The organism is Mucilaginibacter humi, assembly GCF_013087555.1.
The window spans coordinates 14,401-29,739 of record NZ_JABFCR010000032.1 but is presented as its reverse complement, the minus strand read 5'-3'; the positions used below and the strand labels follow the sequence as shown (position 1 = coordinate 29,739).

Annotated in this window: 21 protein-coding genes; 17 read left to right on the top strand and 4 right to left on the bottom strand. The window is 46.2% G+C overall.

Annotated features, from left to right (window positions below; genetic code table 11):
- Positions 1–229: hypothetical protein (locus HK413_RS08060; protein WP_175269809.1), on the bottom strand; the 229-nt coding region annotated here is incomplete at its 3' end.
- Here HK413_RS08060 and HK413_RS08055 point away from each other — a divergent pair.
- From HK413_RS08055 to cls, 13 genes are all read left to right on the top strand, one after another.
- Complete coding sequence (locus HK413_RS08055) at positions 223–507, top strand: hypothetical protein (protein WP_175269808.1); 285 nt, start codon at positions 223–225, stop codon at positions 505–507. The genes HK413_RS08060 and HK413_RS08055 overlap by 7 nt on opposite strands.
- A gap of 27 nt (positions 508–534) precedes the next feature.
- On the top strand, positions 535–894 hold the full coding sequence (locus HK413_RS08050) for a sugar-binding protein (protein ID WP_175269807.1): 360 nt from the start codon (positions 535–537) through the stop codon (positions 892–894).
- Between the two features lie 90 nt (positions 895–984).
- Entirely contained in the window at positions 985–2,001 is a 1,017-nt protein-coding gene (locus HK413_RS08045) for a glycoside hydrolase 5 family protein (protein ID WP_175269806.1), read from the top strand.
- 377 nt (positions 2,002–2,378) lie between these two features.
- Positions 2,379–4,037, top strand: coding sequence for a glycosyl hydrolase (locus tag HK413_RS19660; RefSeq protein WP_262886838.1), 1,659 nt, complete (start codon positions 2,379–2,381; stop codon positions 4,035–4,037).
- Complete coding sequence (locus tag HK413_RS19655) at positions 4,007–5,503, top strand: glycosyl hydrolase (protein ID WP_262886837.1); 1,497 nt, start codon at positions 4,007–4,009, stop codon at positions 5,501–5,503. Before HK413_RS19660 ends, HK413_RS19655 begins: the two co-directional genes overlap by 31 nt.
- 127 nt (positions 5,504–5,630) lie before the next feature.
- On the top strand, positions 5,631–5,879 hold the full coding sequence (locus HK413_RS08035; protein ID WP_217452164.1) for a hypothetical protein: 249 nt from the start codon (positions 5,631–5,633) through the stop codon (positions 5,877–5,879).
- Positions 5,876–6,391, top strand: coding sequence for a hypothetical protein (locus tag HK413_RS08030; RefSeq protein ID WP_175269804.1), 516 nt, complete (start codon positions 5,876–5,878; stop codon positions 6,389–6,391). Before HK413_RS08035 ends, HK413_RS08030 begins: the two co-directional genes overlap by 4 nt.
- A 133-nt stretch (positions 6,392–6,524) precedes the next feature.
- Complete coding sequence (locus HK413_RS08025) at positions 6,525–6,683, top strand: hypothetical protein (protein WP_175269803.1); 159 nt, start codon at positions 6,525–6,527, stop codon at positions 6,681–6,683.
- 4 nt (positions 6,684–6,687) lie between these two features.
- Positions 6,688–6,987 (top strand): twin-arginine translocation signal domain-containing protein, encoded by a 300-nt coding sequence (locus HK413_RS19650; RefSeq protein ID WP_175269802.1) that lies wholly within the window; start codon positions 6,688–6,690, stop codon positions 6,985–6,987.
- Positions 6,957–8,360 carry a carboxylesterase/lipase family protein gene (locus HK413_RS08015; RefSeq protein ID WP_175269801.1) on the top strand — a complete coding sequence of 468 codons (1,404 nt, stop codon included), beginning with the start codon at positions 6,957–6,959 and terminating at the stop codon, positions 8,358–8,360. Before HK413_RS19650 ends, HK413_RS08015 begins: the two co-directional genes overlap by 31 nt.
- Positions 8,361–8,529: 169 nt before the next feature.
- The gene (locus HK413_RS08010) at positions 8,530–8,841 is read left to right on the top strand and encodes a hypothetical protein (protein ID WP_217452163.1); all 312 of its coding nucleotides are present in this window, start codon (positions 8,530–8,532) and stop codon (positions 8,839–8,841) included.
- Positions 8,842–8,953: 112 nt separating this feature from the next.
- Entirely contained in the window at positions 8,954–9,145 is a 192-nt protein-coding gene (locus HK413_RS08005; protein ID WP_217452162.1) for a hypothetical protein, read from the top strand.
- A gap of 190 nt (positions 9,146–9,335) precedes the next feature.
- Complete coding sequence (gene cls, locus HK413_RS08000; protein WP_175269798.1) at positions 9,336–10,772, top strand: cardiolipin synthase; 1,437 nt, start codon at positions 9,336–9,338, stop codon at positions 10,770–10,772.
- Between the two features lie 251 nt (positions 10,773–11,023).
- Here cls and HK413_RS07995 read toward each other — a convergent pair whose 3' ends face one another.
- On the bottom strand, positions 11,024–12,574 hold the full coding sequence (locus HK413_RS07995) for a family 43 glycosylhydrolase (protein ID WP_175269797.1): 1,551 nt from the start codon (positions 12,572–12,574) through the stop codon (positions 11,024–11,026).
- A gap of 134 nt (positions 12,575–12,708) precedes the next feature.
- On the opposite strand from HK413_RS07995, the gene HK413_RS07990 reads away from it, so the two are divergent.
- The 4 genes from HK413_RS07990 to HK413_RS19640 are packed head-to-tail and all read left to right on the top strand — an operon-like array spanning position 12,709 to position 14,259.
- A complete protein-coding gene (locus tag HK413_RS07990) occupies positions 12,709–13,173 on the top strand; it encodes a RidA family protein (protein ID WP_175269796.1) in 465 nt (154 codons plus the stop codon).
- 11 nt (positions 13,174–13,184) lie between these two features.
- A complete protein-coding gene (locus HK413_RS17385) occupies positions 13,185–13,502 on the top strand; it encodes a hypothetical protein (protein WP_246230051.1) in 318 nt (105 codons plus the stop codon).
- Positions 13,472–14,002 (top strand): dipeptidase, encoded by a 531-nt coding sequence (locus HK413_RS19645; protein ID WP_262886836.1) that lies wholly within the window; start codon positions 13,472–13,474, stop codon positions 14,000–14,002. Before HK413_RS17385 ends, HK413_RS19645 begins: the two co-directional genes overlap by 31 nt.
- Positions 13,999–14,259, top strand: a complete 261-nt coding sequence (locus HK413_RS19640) for a dipeptidase (RefSeq protein ID WP_262886835.1) — start codon at positions 13,999–14,001, stop codon at positions 14,257–14,259. Before HK413_RS19645 ends, HK413_RS19640 begins: the two co-directional genes overlap by 4 nt.
- 67 nt (positions 14,260–14,326) lie before the next feature.
- On the opposite strand, the gene HK413_RS19635 is transcribed toward HK413_RS19640, so the two are convergent.
- Positions 14,327–14,599 (bottom strand): substrate-binding domain-containing protein, encoded by a 273-nt coding sequence (locus HK413_RS19635; protein WP_262886834.1) that lies wholly within the window; start codon positions 14,597–14,599, stop codon positions 14,327–14,329.
- A 28-nt stretch (positions 14,600–14,627) separates the two neighbouring features.
- On the bottom strand, positions 14,628–15,107 hold the full coding sequence (locus HK413_RS19630) for a molybdate ABC transporter substrate-binding protein (protein WP_262886833.1): 480 nt from the start codon (positions 15,105–15,107) through the stop codon (positions 14,628–14,630).
- Positions 15,108–15,339: the final 232 nt, after the last annotated feature.

Here is a 15,339-nt window from a genome sequence, read left to right as displayed (position 1 = left end):
AATCCGTAAGCGTTTCAAATATCACCGGTTTAGCCGGGCGCGCCATTTTGGCGTCGAAATTAACTATCCACGGTTTATTTATAGCGATGGTTGCAGTTTGCTGCGGATAGTTGGAGGCGGCTGGTATCTTTCCTGATCCCCGCCTTCCTAAAAATAATAAACGCGCTCTCTCGTAAGGCACTAACTTCATTGGAACAGTAGTTGTGCCACCTGCTTTACAGTATGCCATTTAAACTCGCTCCTGAAAAATCGGGTTTATGGAACAGCCTGAGTGTATTAGATAAATACACAGTTGTGGCATTAACCAGTACCAATAACTATACGGCTGGCCGGGGTAGCGAGGTGTGGATGATAGAAGGGAATATAATACCTGAACTAAAGGTTATTAAACGAACCATAACCATGGATGGCGGGATCCATGATCAGGAAATAGATGCATGGGAAGAGTTTATGATATATATCGGGCAGGATGGCCCGGGAAGCCTGGGGTGCAGGGTTGGCATATGATGATAATTATCTCTACTTTTTTCCAAAGTGTTTGACAAAGCAGACTCTACTTCAGGTGTTACTGTTTACCTCGACCCACAAAATAAGCACTATGTAGCACCGGGAGCAGGTACTTATAAAATCAACCTATCCGCAGAAAATAAATTACAAACCTATATGGGCCGCAATGGCAATTGGATACCTGCAAAATTAACAGGAGTTAAAACAGTGATAAGGAAAATTAACGGCTATTTTGCAGAGATAGCTATCCCCCGGTCGGTAATAGGAGGTAAGCCACCGTTAGGCAAACGCATTGGCTTAAACGTAGCATTAACGGCCAGCGAAGGCTATACCGAAAATATTTCATCAAATCAGGCCGATAAACCTTTTTACCTGGTGCACACTTAAACTATATTAGCAGTCCAATTATAAACACAATGAAAAAACTAACTCACCTTTTATTAGCTGGAGCACTTGCATTTGGCGCAATAACCGCTAATGCGCAAAAAAGCAGCGCCACAATCAAAGACCTGGTCGGCAGATAAAGCTAACCAATGGTACAGCCAGCATAAATGGATTGCCGGTGCCAACTTTACGCCAAGTACCGCTATTAACCAACTGGAAATGTGGCAGGCCGATACCTTTGATCCGCAGACTATCGACCGTGAGCTGGGCTTTGCCGAAGGCATTGGCTTTAACGCCATGCGTGTTTTCCTGCACAGTGTGGCCTATACTGCCGACCCGAAAGGTTTTAAATCGCGCGTAGCGCAATATCTGGCTATTGCCGATAAGCACCATATCCAAACCATGTTTGTGTTTTTTGATGACTGCTGGAACAACGACCCGAAGCCAGGTAAACAGCCATCGCCAAAACCGGGTGTACATAACTCAGGCTGGATGCAGGACCCTGGTGTGCCGGCTTTAAAAGATCCTAAAGAAATGGCGCTGCTGGAGCATTATGTAAAAGATGTACTAACCACCTTCGCGCATGATAAACGCATTTTGTTATGGGACCTGTTTAACGAGCCGGGCAACAGCGGCAAGCGCGACTCGTCCATGCCATTGCTGTTGAACGTGTTTAAATGGGCGCATGAAATAAGGCCTGACCAGCCGCTGTCTGCGGGCGTATGGGATCTGTCGTTCGAGAAATTAAATGCGGTACAGGTTTTAAACTCCGACGTTATTACCTACCACAACTACGGCGAAGAGCCTGAACATTTAATGGAGGTACGCCTGTTAAAAACGCATGGCAAACCGTTAATATGTACAGAATACATGGCCCGCCCGCGTAAAAGTACGTTCGGCTCAATTATGCCTATGCTTAAAAAAGAAAACGTTGGCGCTATTAACTGGGGTTTTGTGGCCGGTAAAACAAATACCATTTACGCCTGGGACACCCCGATACCAAGCGGCGCCGAGCCGGCATTATGGTTTCATGATATTTTCCGCAAGGATGGAACGGTTTATAAACAGGAAGAGGTTGATCTGATCAAGAAATTGACATCGGAGAAATAGTATCAAGAAATAATAATAGCGATGGATTTCAAAACCCATTCGTTCAAATCAAGAGCCATCGGCTCGACCAATATTGTAGCAACGGGTTTCAACCCGTTGAAAACAAGAAAAAGAAATTCGAGTGCCGTAGGCACGGCGCATATTATATGGGCCGAACCTACGGTTCTTTTATTTGGGGATCTCGATTTTTGCCGGGTTGAAACCCGGCGCTACAATTTGTGTCGGGGCTACGCCTCTTTAAAAACCGGTATATTGAGTTTTAACCCTGTCGTTATATTACTATTGGGGCTTAAGAGAGACAGTACAGGATGGCACATCGTTAACAAAATCCTATGTTTGGTTAACCAGTATAAATCTTTTATTTAACCTACATTAAAATGAGCTTAAACAGCCCTGTGTTAAAATGCCTTTTTGTTTTGTTAGCGTGCGGATGGCTAAACGCAAATGCGCAAACCAAAGCCACTGCCAAAACAAACTATGCCAATTTTAAATCTATAGAGACCGGTTTTATTACCGTGCCTGACGATATCCAAACCAGTGTTTATTGGTATTGGCTGTCGGACAATATCTCTAAAGAAGGTGTAATAAAGGACCTGGAAGCTATGAAGCGCGTGGGCATAAACCGTGCCTTTATAGGCAACATCGGTATTGACGACATGCCTTTTGGCAAGGTTAAAATATTTACGCCCGAGTGGTGGGATATCCTCCACACCGCGCTTAAAACCGCTACCCGTTTAAATATAGAGATTGGTTTATTTAACAGCCCGGGCTGGAGCCAGTCGGGCGGGCCGTGGGTAAAGCCGGGGCAGGCTATGCGTTATTTAACTTCGTCGCAAACTGCAGTTGCTGGTCCGGCGGTGTTTAATAAAGTGCTGCCATTGCCAAATCCGGTTTTCCAGGATGTAAAGGTTATTGCTTACCCGGTGGCGGCGGATTATAACGCTTCAATTGCCGACCTGAAACCAAAGCTGTCATCCATGCCATCTGCCGAAGGTTTAAATAATTTAATGGATAACAACGAAGCTACCAGCGCCAAAATCCCGCGCGGGCAGCCCTTTGTTTTGGATATACATGTTGACAACCCATTTACTGCCCGCAGCCTGGTGATCGCACCTGCGCATGATGCCTTCACAATGAAAGTCAACATATACACCAAAGTGAATGGGGTATTTACAGCTGTTAAACGTTCTGCGATTGATAGGGGAAATGTCGCGCTCAATGTTGGCTTTACGCCATACGGGCCGGCTGCGGTGTCTGTCCCGGCTACTTCAGCTACTGATTTCAGGATCGTTTTTCAGGTATCTAACAACTGCAATATCGCAGAGGTTAAGCTATCGGCTACCCCGGTTGTAGAGAATTATATCGAAAAAACCGAGGCTAAAATGTGGCCAACACCACACCCGTTTTGGGAGGCTTACCAATGGGGACCGCAACCGGTAATTGATAATGATAAATATGTGATCGACCCCGGCAAGGTGATCGATATCAGCAAATATATGGCTGTAGATGGCACACTGAACTGGAACGTCCCTGCCGGCAACTGGATCATCGAGCGTACGGGAATGACTCCTACCAATGTTAAAAACTCGCCGGCTACGCCTGAGGGTACGGGTTTAGAAACCGATAAAATGAGCAAGGCACATATTGCAGCTCACTTTGATGCTTTTATGGGCGAGATCATGCGCCGCATCCCTGCCGAGGATAGGAAGACCTGGAAGGTTACCGTAGAGGATAGCTACGAAACAGGTAGCCAGAACTGGACGGATGAGTTGATCAACGAATTTAAAGCCGCTTACCATTACGATCCGGTACCTTATATCCCGGTAATGCAGGGTAAAGTGGTTGGTAGTGCCGATCAGTCGGACCGTTTTTTATGGGATCTACGCCGTTTAATTGCTGATGATGTTTCTTATAAATATGTTGGCGGCCTGCGTGATATCGCCCATAAGCATGGCCTCACTACCGGCTGGAAAATTATGGCCACTGGGGATATCCCGGCGAGTTTTTGCAATACGGCGGGCAGTCGGACGAGATAGGGGGCGAGTTTTGGAGCGAGGGCGATCTGGGCGATATCGAGAACAAAGCCGCTTCCTCATCGGCACATATTTATGGGAAGACCAAAGTATCTGCCGAATCGTTCACCGCAGCCGGCGACGCGTTCTCGCGGTATCCTGCCAACTTTAAAAAACGCGGCGACCGGTTCTTTACCGAAGGGATTAACAATACGCTGCTGCACGTTTATATTCAGCAACCTAAAGATGATAACGCGCCGGGCCTTAACACCGGGTTCGGCGTGGAGTTTAACCGTCATAATACCTGGTTTTATGATATGGATGTGTTTTTAAAATACTCCAAACGTTGCAACATGATGTTGCAGCAAGGTATTTATGTGGCCGATGTAGCTTATTTTATTGGCGAGGACGCGCCTAAAATGACCGGCGTTGTAGACCCCGCTTTACCACAAGGCTACTCTTTCGATTACATTAACGGCGAGGTGATTAAAACCCGCTTAACCGTTAAAAACGGCAAACTTACTTTACCTAACGGGATAAACTACAGCATCCTGGTACTGCCAAAACTGGAAACCATGCGCCCGGAATTGTTAGCTAAGTTAAAAGAGTTGGTAGCGCAGGGTGCGGTTATCTTAGGGCCTAAACCCAACCGCTCGCCAAGTTTACAGGGTTATCCGCAGGCGGATAAACAGGTGCAAACTATCGCCGATGAACTTTGGGGTAAAATTGATGGCACTACGGTAAAAGTAAACCATTATGGTAAAGGTATGGTGCTGTCGGGTATGGATATGCAGTCGGCTTTAAACCTGGTTAAGGTAGTGCCTGATGCTAAAGTAACGCAAAGCGATTCTATCCTGTTTATCCATCGTAAACTAACGGATGGCGACATCTATTTTATATCCAACCAAAAAACAAAAACGGTTAATATCTCGCCGGTATTCAGGGTAACAGGCAAACAACCCGAGCTATGGGATGCCGTAACCGGCCAGCGCCGCAATCTGCCGGCTTATTACCGGGCAGGTGGCACAACTACTGTTCCAATGAAGTTAGTGCCTTACGAGAGCGCGTTTATTATTTTTAGGAAGGCGGGGATCAGGAAAGATACCAGCCGCTCCAACTATCCGCAGCAAACTGCAACCATCGCTATAAATAAACCGTGGATAGTTAATTTCGACGCCAAAATGCGCGGCCCGGCCAAACCGGTGATATTTGAAACGCTTACGGATTGGTCCAAAAACAGTAACGACAGCATTAAATATTATTCGGGCACGGCGGTTTACCATAATAATTTTAATATCACTACTTTAGTAAAAGGAACCAACTATATACTCGACCCGGGCCCGGCACGCGCCATTGCCAAAGTTAAAATTAACGGTGTTGATGTGGGTGGCGCCTGGACACCGCCTTACCAGCTGGATATTACCCGTGCGCTAAAGCCCGGCGCAAATACCATCGAGGTAAAAGTGGTAAATACCGGGTTAACCGCCTGATAGGCGACAGCAAACTACCCGCCGGCCAACGCAAAGTATCGGCATTGGTGATGCCGAATATCGGCAAGGGTGTAGTGTCATCGGGTTTATTAGGGCCGGTTAAAGTATTGACTGTAAAATATTAAAGATGATTAGAAAACTTTCGGGATTGATTGTAATAATGCTCGCTTTAGTGAGTGCTTCTTATGCCGGGTTGCCCGGGATAAATACCATAGGGCAGGGCAAACAACCGCAGGTAAGTGTGGATAGTAAAGGAATAGTAAGAGTAGTTTATGGATCAGCCGATAAAATATTTTGCGCGACATCTTTAGATCATGGCCAAACATTTTCCAAACCGGCTTTAATAGCACAGGTTGCGGATATGCACTGGGCATGAGCCGCGGCCCGCAGCTAAGCAGTTCGGCCACCTATTCGGTTATTACCGCGATGGATAAAACCGGTAACATCCACTGGTTCAAGCTCAATAATGGGGCGAAGGCCTGGCAGGCAATGGGTGTTGTTAATGATCTGAAAGGATCGGCACCCGAAGGTTTAATGTCAATAACTGCCGATAATAAAGATAATTTTTACGCAGTATGGCTGGATACCCGGCTGGGCGGCAGGAACCAGGTTTGGTTTTCGTCGTTATCGGGCAGATCAACTAAATGGACCGCAAACCAACTCGTTTACAAATCGCCCGACGGGCATGTTTGCGAATGCTGTAAACCTAATATCGCGGTAGCCGGTAATACTATAGCTATAATGTTCAGGAACTGGCTCAACGGATCGAGAGACCTGTATGTGGTACGCTCGGCAAACGCTGGGCAAAGTTTTTCTGACGCCCAGAAAATGGGATTGGATACCGGAAGCTTAACGCCTGCCCTATGGATGGCGGCGGCATCCGCTTAAACGCGTCAAACCAAATTCAAACCACCGGCAGCGCAAAGGCGACATTTATTTCGCGCAGGGCACCGATCCTGAAGTTTACATTGGTAAAGGTAAAACCTGCAGCCTTACGGGCAACGCACAGCAAGCCGCCATAGTGTATCAAAATAATGATACGCTAAGGATGGTTACCATCCCTGATAAAAGATCAACCATTATAGGCGAGGGTAATTTCGTCAGATCGGTACACTTACCAAACGCTCAAAACCTTTTTGTTTGGGAGCAGGGCAATGAGGTTAAATACAGATTATTATAACCAAATGAAAAATAACCGCAGGCAGTTTCTGCAAAAAGCCGGGCTGCTAACTACCGCCGCCGGGCTAAGTTATGTAACCCCGGCAATAGCGAATGCACAGCCGGAACTGATAGATAAGGACGATAAAGTATTTGCGTCATCAACCAACGCGGTTGCCGATACGGAACATGGTAAAGTGCGCGGCTATACCCGCAATAAGGTATTGACTTTTAAGGGCATTCCCTACGGTGCCACCACCGCAGGCGACAACCGGTTTATGCCGCCTAAAAGCCTGTGCCGTGGGATAAGACTAAGGATTGCTTAGTATATGGGCCCATCAGCCCGCAAAAAATAGATACCGGCTGGTTCCAGCAGGAGTACGGTTTTTTATACCAATGGATAGATGGCATGCAGGACGAAGATTGCCTGCGCCTGAACGTTTGGACGCCCGCGCTTGATGGCAAAAAGCGCCCGGTGATGTTCTGGATCCATGGTGGCGGGTTCTTCTCGGGATCGAGCCGGGAGCATCCATCCTATGATGGTGAAAATTTGGTTAAGCTGGGCGATGTAGTAGTGGTGTCTATCAACCATCGCCTAAATATTCATGGCTTTCTTGACCTGTCTGACTATGGCGATAAATACGCGCAATCTGCCAACGTAGGGATGCTGGATATTGTGCAGGCGTTAGAGTGGGTGCGCGATAACATTGCCAACTTTGGCGGCGATAAGGATAATGTCACCATATTTGGGCAAAGCGGCGGTGGTACAAAAGTTATTACGCTGATGGCTATGCCTTCGGCCAAAGGCTTATTTCATCGGGCCATTTCGCAAAGTAATTCTATTGTGCAGGTGGCTACGCCTGCTTACGCTAAACAGATTACCGAGATCGTGCTATCTAATCTTGGACTTAACAAAGAAAATATCGCTGACATCCACAAAATAAAACCCATCCGCCTGCAGGAAGCCATTGCTTACGCCGAAGGCAAAATGGGTGGCAAAGTACCGGCAGATGTGGGCCGTTCGGGCTTACAGCCAGTGGTTGATGGTAAGGTACTACCAACTCATCCTTTCGATCCAACCGCGCCGGCTATAACGGCTAATGTGCCTTTTATGGTAGGTACCTGCCGTAACGAGGCATCAGTAGCCATTGGTAATGCCGAAATTGAAAATTTGGATGAAGAAGGGCTTAAAAAACGCATCGCCGAAAAATATAAAAACAAGGCCGACCTGATCTATCAAACCCTGCGCAAAGCGCACCCTGATGCTAAACCGGTGGAAATATTAACTTACATCAGCGCACAAAACCCGATAGCTTATTTACAGGCCAGCCGTAAAGCGGCACAAAACGCGGCGCCGGCCTACCTGTATATGTTTGCCTGGCACACGCCGCAGCTGGACGGCAGGCCGCGGGCATTCCATTGCAGCGAGATCCCGTTTGCTTTTGCTAATACTGATATTGCCGAAAATTATACCGGCGCCAGCGCAGCCGCGCGAAAGCTGGGCAATAAAGTTGCCAAAGCCTGGATAAACTTCGCCCGCCACGGCAACCCAAATCACGATGGTTTACCGCAATGGCCGGCCTTTAACGATGCCAATGGCGCCATGATGGTGTTCAATAATAAATGCGAGGTAAAGAACGACCCCGACGGCGATGCCCGTAAATTGTTAACCCGGCTGTTTTACAATAAAGATGTATGAAAATAAAATTATACAACGACAGCCGGTAGAAAGATGTTTTTTTAGAGAAGTCATATCCTTAGTAACGCTCCCGGGAAACATTATTTAAATTATAGCGTTATAAAAAGACAGATTTATAACTTGCTTTATGGTGCTTAATAAAATTCAACGTATTAAGGTAATCATGCTTTTGGCGGGCTACTTATATGTGGTGGTTATGCACCTTCAGTTTGTTGCGCCGGCCCATTCAGCTGCCCAAAGCCGTGCAAGTATAACGCCAAAGGGATATGACAAAACCGGTCATGTTATCCTGATCAATAAAAAGATCTTTAAAACAGTAATCAACAGAAAAGATAACGAAGCCAAAGCATCGCAACATTTATATGTTACTACGTTACTGTTTAATCATACTTATGCATCCGTTGCCGGGATAAAACTGCCTGCCTGCACAACACCATCGTCCGCTTTTCAAGTAAAGCGACCCTTCTATTTAAGAATTTGATTACAAGCTATTAGTACTAAACTAACCCTTATCTGTATTTAACAAGTTTGTGAATGAGTACCATGAGTAGCTGTTGCATCAATGGCACGCCGTGGACATTAATCAATTTATCATGAAAATAACCGAAAAACTGATAGAAGGACTTGAACTATTATACACCGGCAAAAGTTTTGCCGGATTTAGTGAAGAAGATCCCTACGTAATTTTCTTAGGATACGATTCTCTTGGATGGTCAAACATCTGGGTGAAATACAGGGGGCGCCATATATTTACGTCTATTTTTGACGTGGCTTTATTACGCTAATATTCAGTAATCCGTTCCCAAGGGCTATTTACGAGTAGCCTTTAGGGAACGGTTTTGGCCTTTTTGGTCATGCTCAAATTATACATCCCAAATCAAGCAGGAAACACTACCTTAACTTTCGTGTTATAACTGTTAAAAAAATGGCTGCCGCTTTGTAATTTCGCAAATTGCACCATCAAAACCTGCCTGAATGCACTGGTATATTATTTGCGCCCTTTATGTTTTATTAGTACTGTTTGTTTGTGGCAAGGTGCTTTATGATATCCGGTCGACCAGTAAAACTTTTGCTTATTTATTGGTGGTTATTTTAATCCCGGGGATAGGCATCATCATTTATTTTGCTGTTGGTGCCAACTACCGCAAAAACAAGCTGTACAGCAAGAAAATAGGCCGTGACAATAAATTACTGGTAGAACTACGGCAGAAAATAGTTAACGAGTCTGAAAAGGCATTAGACAGTGGCGAGCCGGAGGTAAATAATCATAAGAAATTAGTTAGATTATTGCTTAATGATAGGAGTCCGCTTACCGGCAATAACAATGTTAAACTTTTGTATAACGGCGAAGAAAAGTTCCCCGAGGTTTTAAAGGCCCTGCGCGCCGCCAAACACCATATCCATTTAGAATATTATATTTTTGAGGATGGTGATATAGCCGACCAGATCAAGGACATCCTGGTACAAAAAGCTGCCGAAGGTGTTAAGGTGCGGTTTATTTATGATGATTTCGGCAGCCGGTCCATCCGTAAGGAATTCGTACGTGAGTTGATAGCTGCCGGGGTAGAGGCTTACCCGTTTTACAAAATCTGGTTCATTGCCTTATCCAACCGCACCAACTACCGTAATCACCGCAAAATTATTGTGATTGACGGGCATACCGCGTTTGTGGGTGGTATTAACGTTAGCGACCGGTATATCAATAATAACCCTAAACAGCTTTTTTGGCGCGATACGCATGTTATGATAAAGGGGCCGGGTATTTATTACCTGCAATACCTTTTTATTTGCGACTGGAATTTTTGTGCCGAACAAAATCTTCCCATCGAACCCGGTTATTTTAGTTCTGAACAAACCAATGGGGATGCCATTGTGCAAATGGCCGCCAGCGGGCCCGACTCTGACAATCCGACTATTATGTACTCGCTGCTGGAGACCATTGGCTCGACAAAGGAAGAGTTATTGATCACATCGCCCTATTTTATCCCCGGCGAGCCTATCCTTGACGCTTTGTGTGTGGCTGCGCTTAGTGGTGTTAAAGTTAAATTGCTGGTGCCCGATAAATCAGACTCGCGCTTGGTTAATGCAGCCGCGCGCTCCTATTACGGTATGCTGCTGGAAGCGGGTATCGAGGTCTATTTATACCAAAAGGGGTTTGTACATTCAAAAACGCTGGTGTCCGACGGGCAGCTGGCCATAGTAGGTACCGCCAACATGGATCACCGCAGTTTTGAGCTAAACTTTGAAGTAAACTGCATGATTTACGATGATAAAATTGCAGCCCAACTGCGCCGGGCCTTTGCCGACGATATTAAAGACGCCAAACAGATCAATGCACGAACCTGGGCAAAACGTACCTTGTTTAAGCAGTTGCCTGAAAAATTATGTCGGTTGTTAGCACCGCTGTTGTAGGTGTGTGATCGCATGAGACCACGGAAGCAACAATGGGCATTATTTAATGATGAGTTGAGACGGACAGTAGATTTTAATGAAAGTCTTTAGTCTAACTACTTTCATTAACGAATATTTTTACTACTTGCATGTATGGTGTTAAGTAAAGTGCAACGATGTAGTACGCTGAGTATTATACCTTTCTTAAGTATAAAAATTAACCATATTGAAGTGTTGCAGGTGTTACACCTGTTTTTGTTACACCTGTAACGCTATTTAATCATCACCGCAAACTTCAACACTCTATTCGGCTCAACCGAGAAACTATTACCACCATTACTGCTATAGCTTTCAACCCCGGCAGTGGTTTTAACATCGTCATTATAAGCCATGCCATAAACCCCGGTAGCCGTTGCCGACTGCAGTACAATGCAATAGCGGCTGCCCCCGGTAACCGCAACTTTGGGATGAATGATAATGTTCTTTGCCGCCCAGCCGATAGCATCGGCAGTTAGGGTTTGGCTGTATACCGCTTTACCAATTGGGGCACCGGTTAGGTCGGCTTTATAAAGATCAATCTGTAAGCCTGCATCCGGGTAGCCATTCTTGAAGATTGTCAGGCTGATATCGGTTAACATGCCGGATTTAGCCGTTTTGAACGATTGTCTGCGCTGTATGTTCCGGGCGATATCACCATGCAGGCGGTAACTTAAGCCGGCAGCTTTACCCGGTGTGGCCTTGTTGTTTGAGGGCGAGATCTTAAAGGCCTGTTCGCAGGTCATGGGTTTGATGGAGCCATCGTCGTTAAAGGCCAATGGAGCCCAGTAATAGTTGGCCGGGGCTTCGTTCTTGGCAGCATGGTTCCACAGGTCGCTACCAAACAAATAAACGGTACCGGCGCCTAATTTAATGGTCGACACAAACGACGGCTGACCACCGCATGAGTTATCGCTGATCTTCTTACTCTCGCCCCACGGCCCCAACGGGGCTTTGGCCATACGATAAGAAGCACCGGTGCCCGAGCAGTACCCGCAGTTAGGATCAGAATACACAATGTAATAAATGCCGTTTCGCTTAAACATACCCGGTGCCTCGGTTGATCCTTTGGTAATGCCTCCAACGTATTCGCCTGTACCGGTTAGGTAGTCGGCGCTTAGCTTTTCTACGATAATGCTGCCCTTAGTGCGCCAGTCAGTGTAAGCTAAGTAGGCGGTGCCGTCGTCATCTACGAAGGTATCGTGGTCGCCGTTGTTCAGGCCTGCCGCAGGCATGTTACTGTTAACGGCGAGCTTGGGTTCGGCAACCTCGGTAAACGGACCGGCAGGTTGTTTAGCCGTAAACACGCGATAACCTGATACATTGTCGTAAACGTTTATCCAGAGCACATATAGTTTGGTTCGCTCATTAAAAATAACATGCGGGCGAAAGCAACCATAAGTATTACCATTACAGCGTGTTTGCCAAACTGGCGTTTGCGCGTCGAACAGGAAACCGCGATCGGTCCAGTTCACCATATCTGTTGATGAATAGCTTTTAAAACCGCAAAAAGGAGCTTTCTTATCACCCCGTGCAAAACCACAATCGTAACTGGTGCCGTACAGGTAATAGGTGCCGTTAAACAGGGCTATCTCGCCATCGTGCGCGTCAATCGCATCGCCAACGGTGCTGAAACGCGTTACCCGGTGACCATCTTTATCAAAGTTTACACTAACTGCTGCTGATTTAGCCTGCGAGAATGCTTTGGGAATCCGACAAAAAACAGAAACAGTTAAAACTATAGCAGCAACATAACAGGGTATGGATGTGATTGGATTTGTTCTCATATACAGGCTTATGGCTGGTTTGCCAAAGTACTAACTTACAAAATAAAGGGCAGGTGCTGATGTATAAATAAAAAAACGAGCTTCTTTTTAGCCATAAGCTTATGTACTTTTAACAAAAATAAAGCTACACCCACATGAACTCTCCCGAAGAAAATTTCGCACAAACCGGATTAAACCTGCCACCCGCGCCAACACCGTTGGGTGTATATAAACCATGCCTTATAGATGGTAAATATCTGTATGTATCGGGCCACGGAACGGTACAGGATGATAAGAGCCTGATCATAGGCCGTATTGGTGAAGATATGGATATGGACGAAGGCAAACTGGCCGCAAGGCAGGTTGGTTTGGCAATCCTGTCAACCATTAAAACTAACCCGGGCAGTTTAAATAAGGTAAAGCGGGTTATTAAGGTTTTGGGTATGGTTAACTGTACACCTGATTTTGAAAAGCACCCGTATGTAATTAACGGCTGCAGCGAACTGTTTGCACAGGTATGGGGTACCGAGAATGGGATAGGTGTGCGCAGCGCCGTTGGTTTTGGCTCGTTGCCGGATAATATCCCGGTAGAGATCGAGGCGCTTTTTGAATTAGTATAACTATCCGCAGCATGTTTATTGTAGATGCACATCTTGACCTGAGCATGAACGCGCTGGAATGGAACCGCGACCTAACCCGGCCGGTTGCAACCATTAATGAACGCGAGCTTGGCCTGACAGATAAACCCGACCGCGGCAAAGCCACCGTATCGTTACCCGAACTGCGTAAAGGCAATATCAGCCTGGTAGTGGCTACGCAAATTGCACGCTATGTAGCGCCCGGTAACAAGTTGCCGGGCTGGCATTCGCCTCAACAGGCCTGGCGCAAACGCAGGGCCAACTGGCCCGGTACAAAGCCATGGAAGATGCCGGTGAAATGGTGCAGATAAATAACTTAGCTACGCTTGATAAACATGTAAAACTCTGGGCCGATGGTAATGATAATGCCATTAAACCCATTGGCTATATCCTAAGCTTGGAGGGTGCCGATTCATTGGTTACTGTCGGGCATTTGGAGCGGGCCTATCACGATGGGTTACGCGCTGTTGGGCCTGCACACTATGGTCCCGGCCGGTATGCGCAAGGTACGGATGCTACAGGCTTTATGGGGCCCAAAGGACATGAACTGTTAAAAGAAATGGAGCGGCTAAATATAATCTTAGATGCCACTCATTTATGTGATGATAGTTTTTGGGAGGCGCTGGATAACTTTAACGGCTACGTTTGGGCAAGCCATAATAACTGCCGCGCCCCGGTAAATCATAACCGTCAATATAGCGATGAGCAGATAAAAGCCTTAATTGCCCGTGGTGCTGTAATTGGCGCTGCGCTTGATGCCTGGATGATGGTGCCCAATTGGGTACGTGGCCAATCTACCCCCAAGGGATGAACTGCAATTTGGAAGTAATGATAGACCATATTGATCATATCTGCCAAATAGCCGGCAACGCATTACATGTGGGCATGGGTACTGATCTGGATGGCGCCTTTGGCCGAGAGCAATGCCCGTATGATCTGGAAACCATTGCTGATTTGCAAAAAGTAACCGGGCTGTTAGCTAAACGCGGTTATGCTGATGTGGATATCGAAAATATGATGCATGGCAACTGGTTGCGATTTTTAAGAAAAGCCTGGGCAGATAAATAGCTAAGATCCTTCACTTATTTAATAGAAAATCCGTATTTCCTATAAATAGCTTTTGCAGTTGGACCGGTTAAAAAAACATAAAATCTTTAGCGGCCTGCGCGTGTGGGGCAGTCTTTAGTCGCCCGGCTACATAGGTTTCGCTAACATTTTGGCCGACGGGTATTTCAACAAGATCTGTAGGATGGCCTATTAGTTGTTGATAATAAGCCTCGCTGTACCAAACCGGGGCAGCATCAGCCTGGTTGTATAATATGCGCATCGGTGTTTCGCGGTGATGGATCTGGGTTAAATAAGTACTGCCATCTTTCACCTTATCTTCCATTATTTTTTTGCGCAGCATTTCTGTACCGGCAATTACATAGGCTTTTTCAATCAGCTTGCCAATACCTTCCCGCAGGATTAGGCATGCTTACGCGGATATCGGCCTTCGCCAGATCTATGAAGCCTTTAATGTTTTTTGGGTTGCCCTTTTGCACCATAATAGCCAGGTTGTTATAAGCATAAGGCTCGGTATGGGTAAAACTATCAGCCATCTGGTCGATCAAACCTTTACCGGCGGTAAACACATCTGGCTTTAAAGTGATGCGCATATTCCCAACAGTTACCGAGCCGCCGGCGATCTGCTTTGCTAAAATTCCCGGAGGCAAAGTCTCGGCAAAAACGCGCTGATATTGGGGATAGGCTTTTTTAAACTCAGCAAGCAGGTCATCGATACACATAAATTGATTGCCGGCAAAGAATATCACCAGTTGCGGATCGTTAATGTCGCCAAACAGATCGGGCACATTATCAATCCCCGGTACGGTAAACATTACACTGCTTTGCGGCGGTGTGTTCGAGTGGGTCAAAATGATGATCCCGGGCGTTTACAGAGGTGGTTCCTAATAACAAAACGATGATTGGTTTAACTAATAGATAAACGTGTTTACTATTAGTTATCCGTGTTTTTATAAATGAGGCCATGCAAGTTTTTCGTCTCCAAATATAAATAAAAATCGTCTCAGGGGATAAGTTCTGTAGCGGGGAGCAGGATTAAATGACGCCTTACGTAGATAATAAAGAGTAATGCATACAAAGACG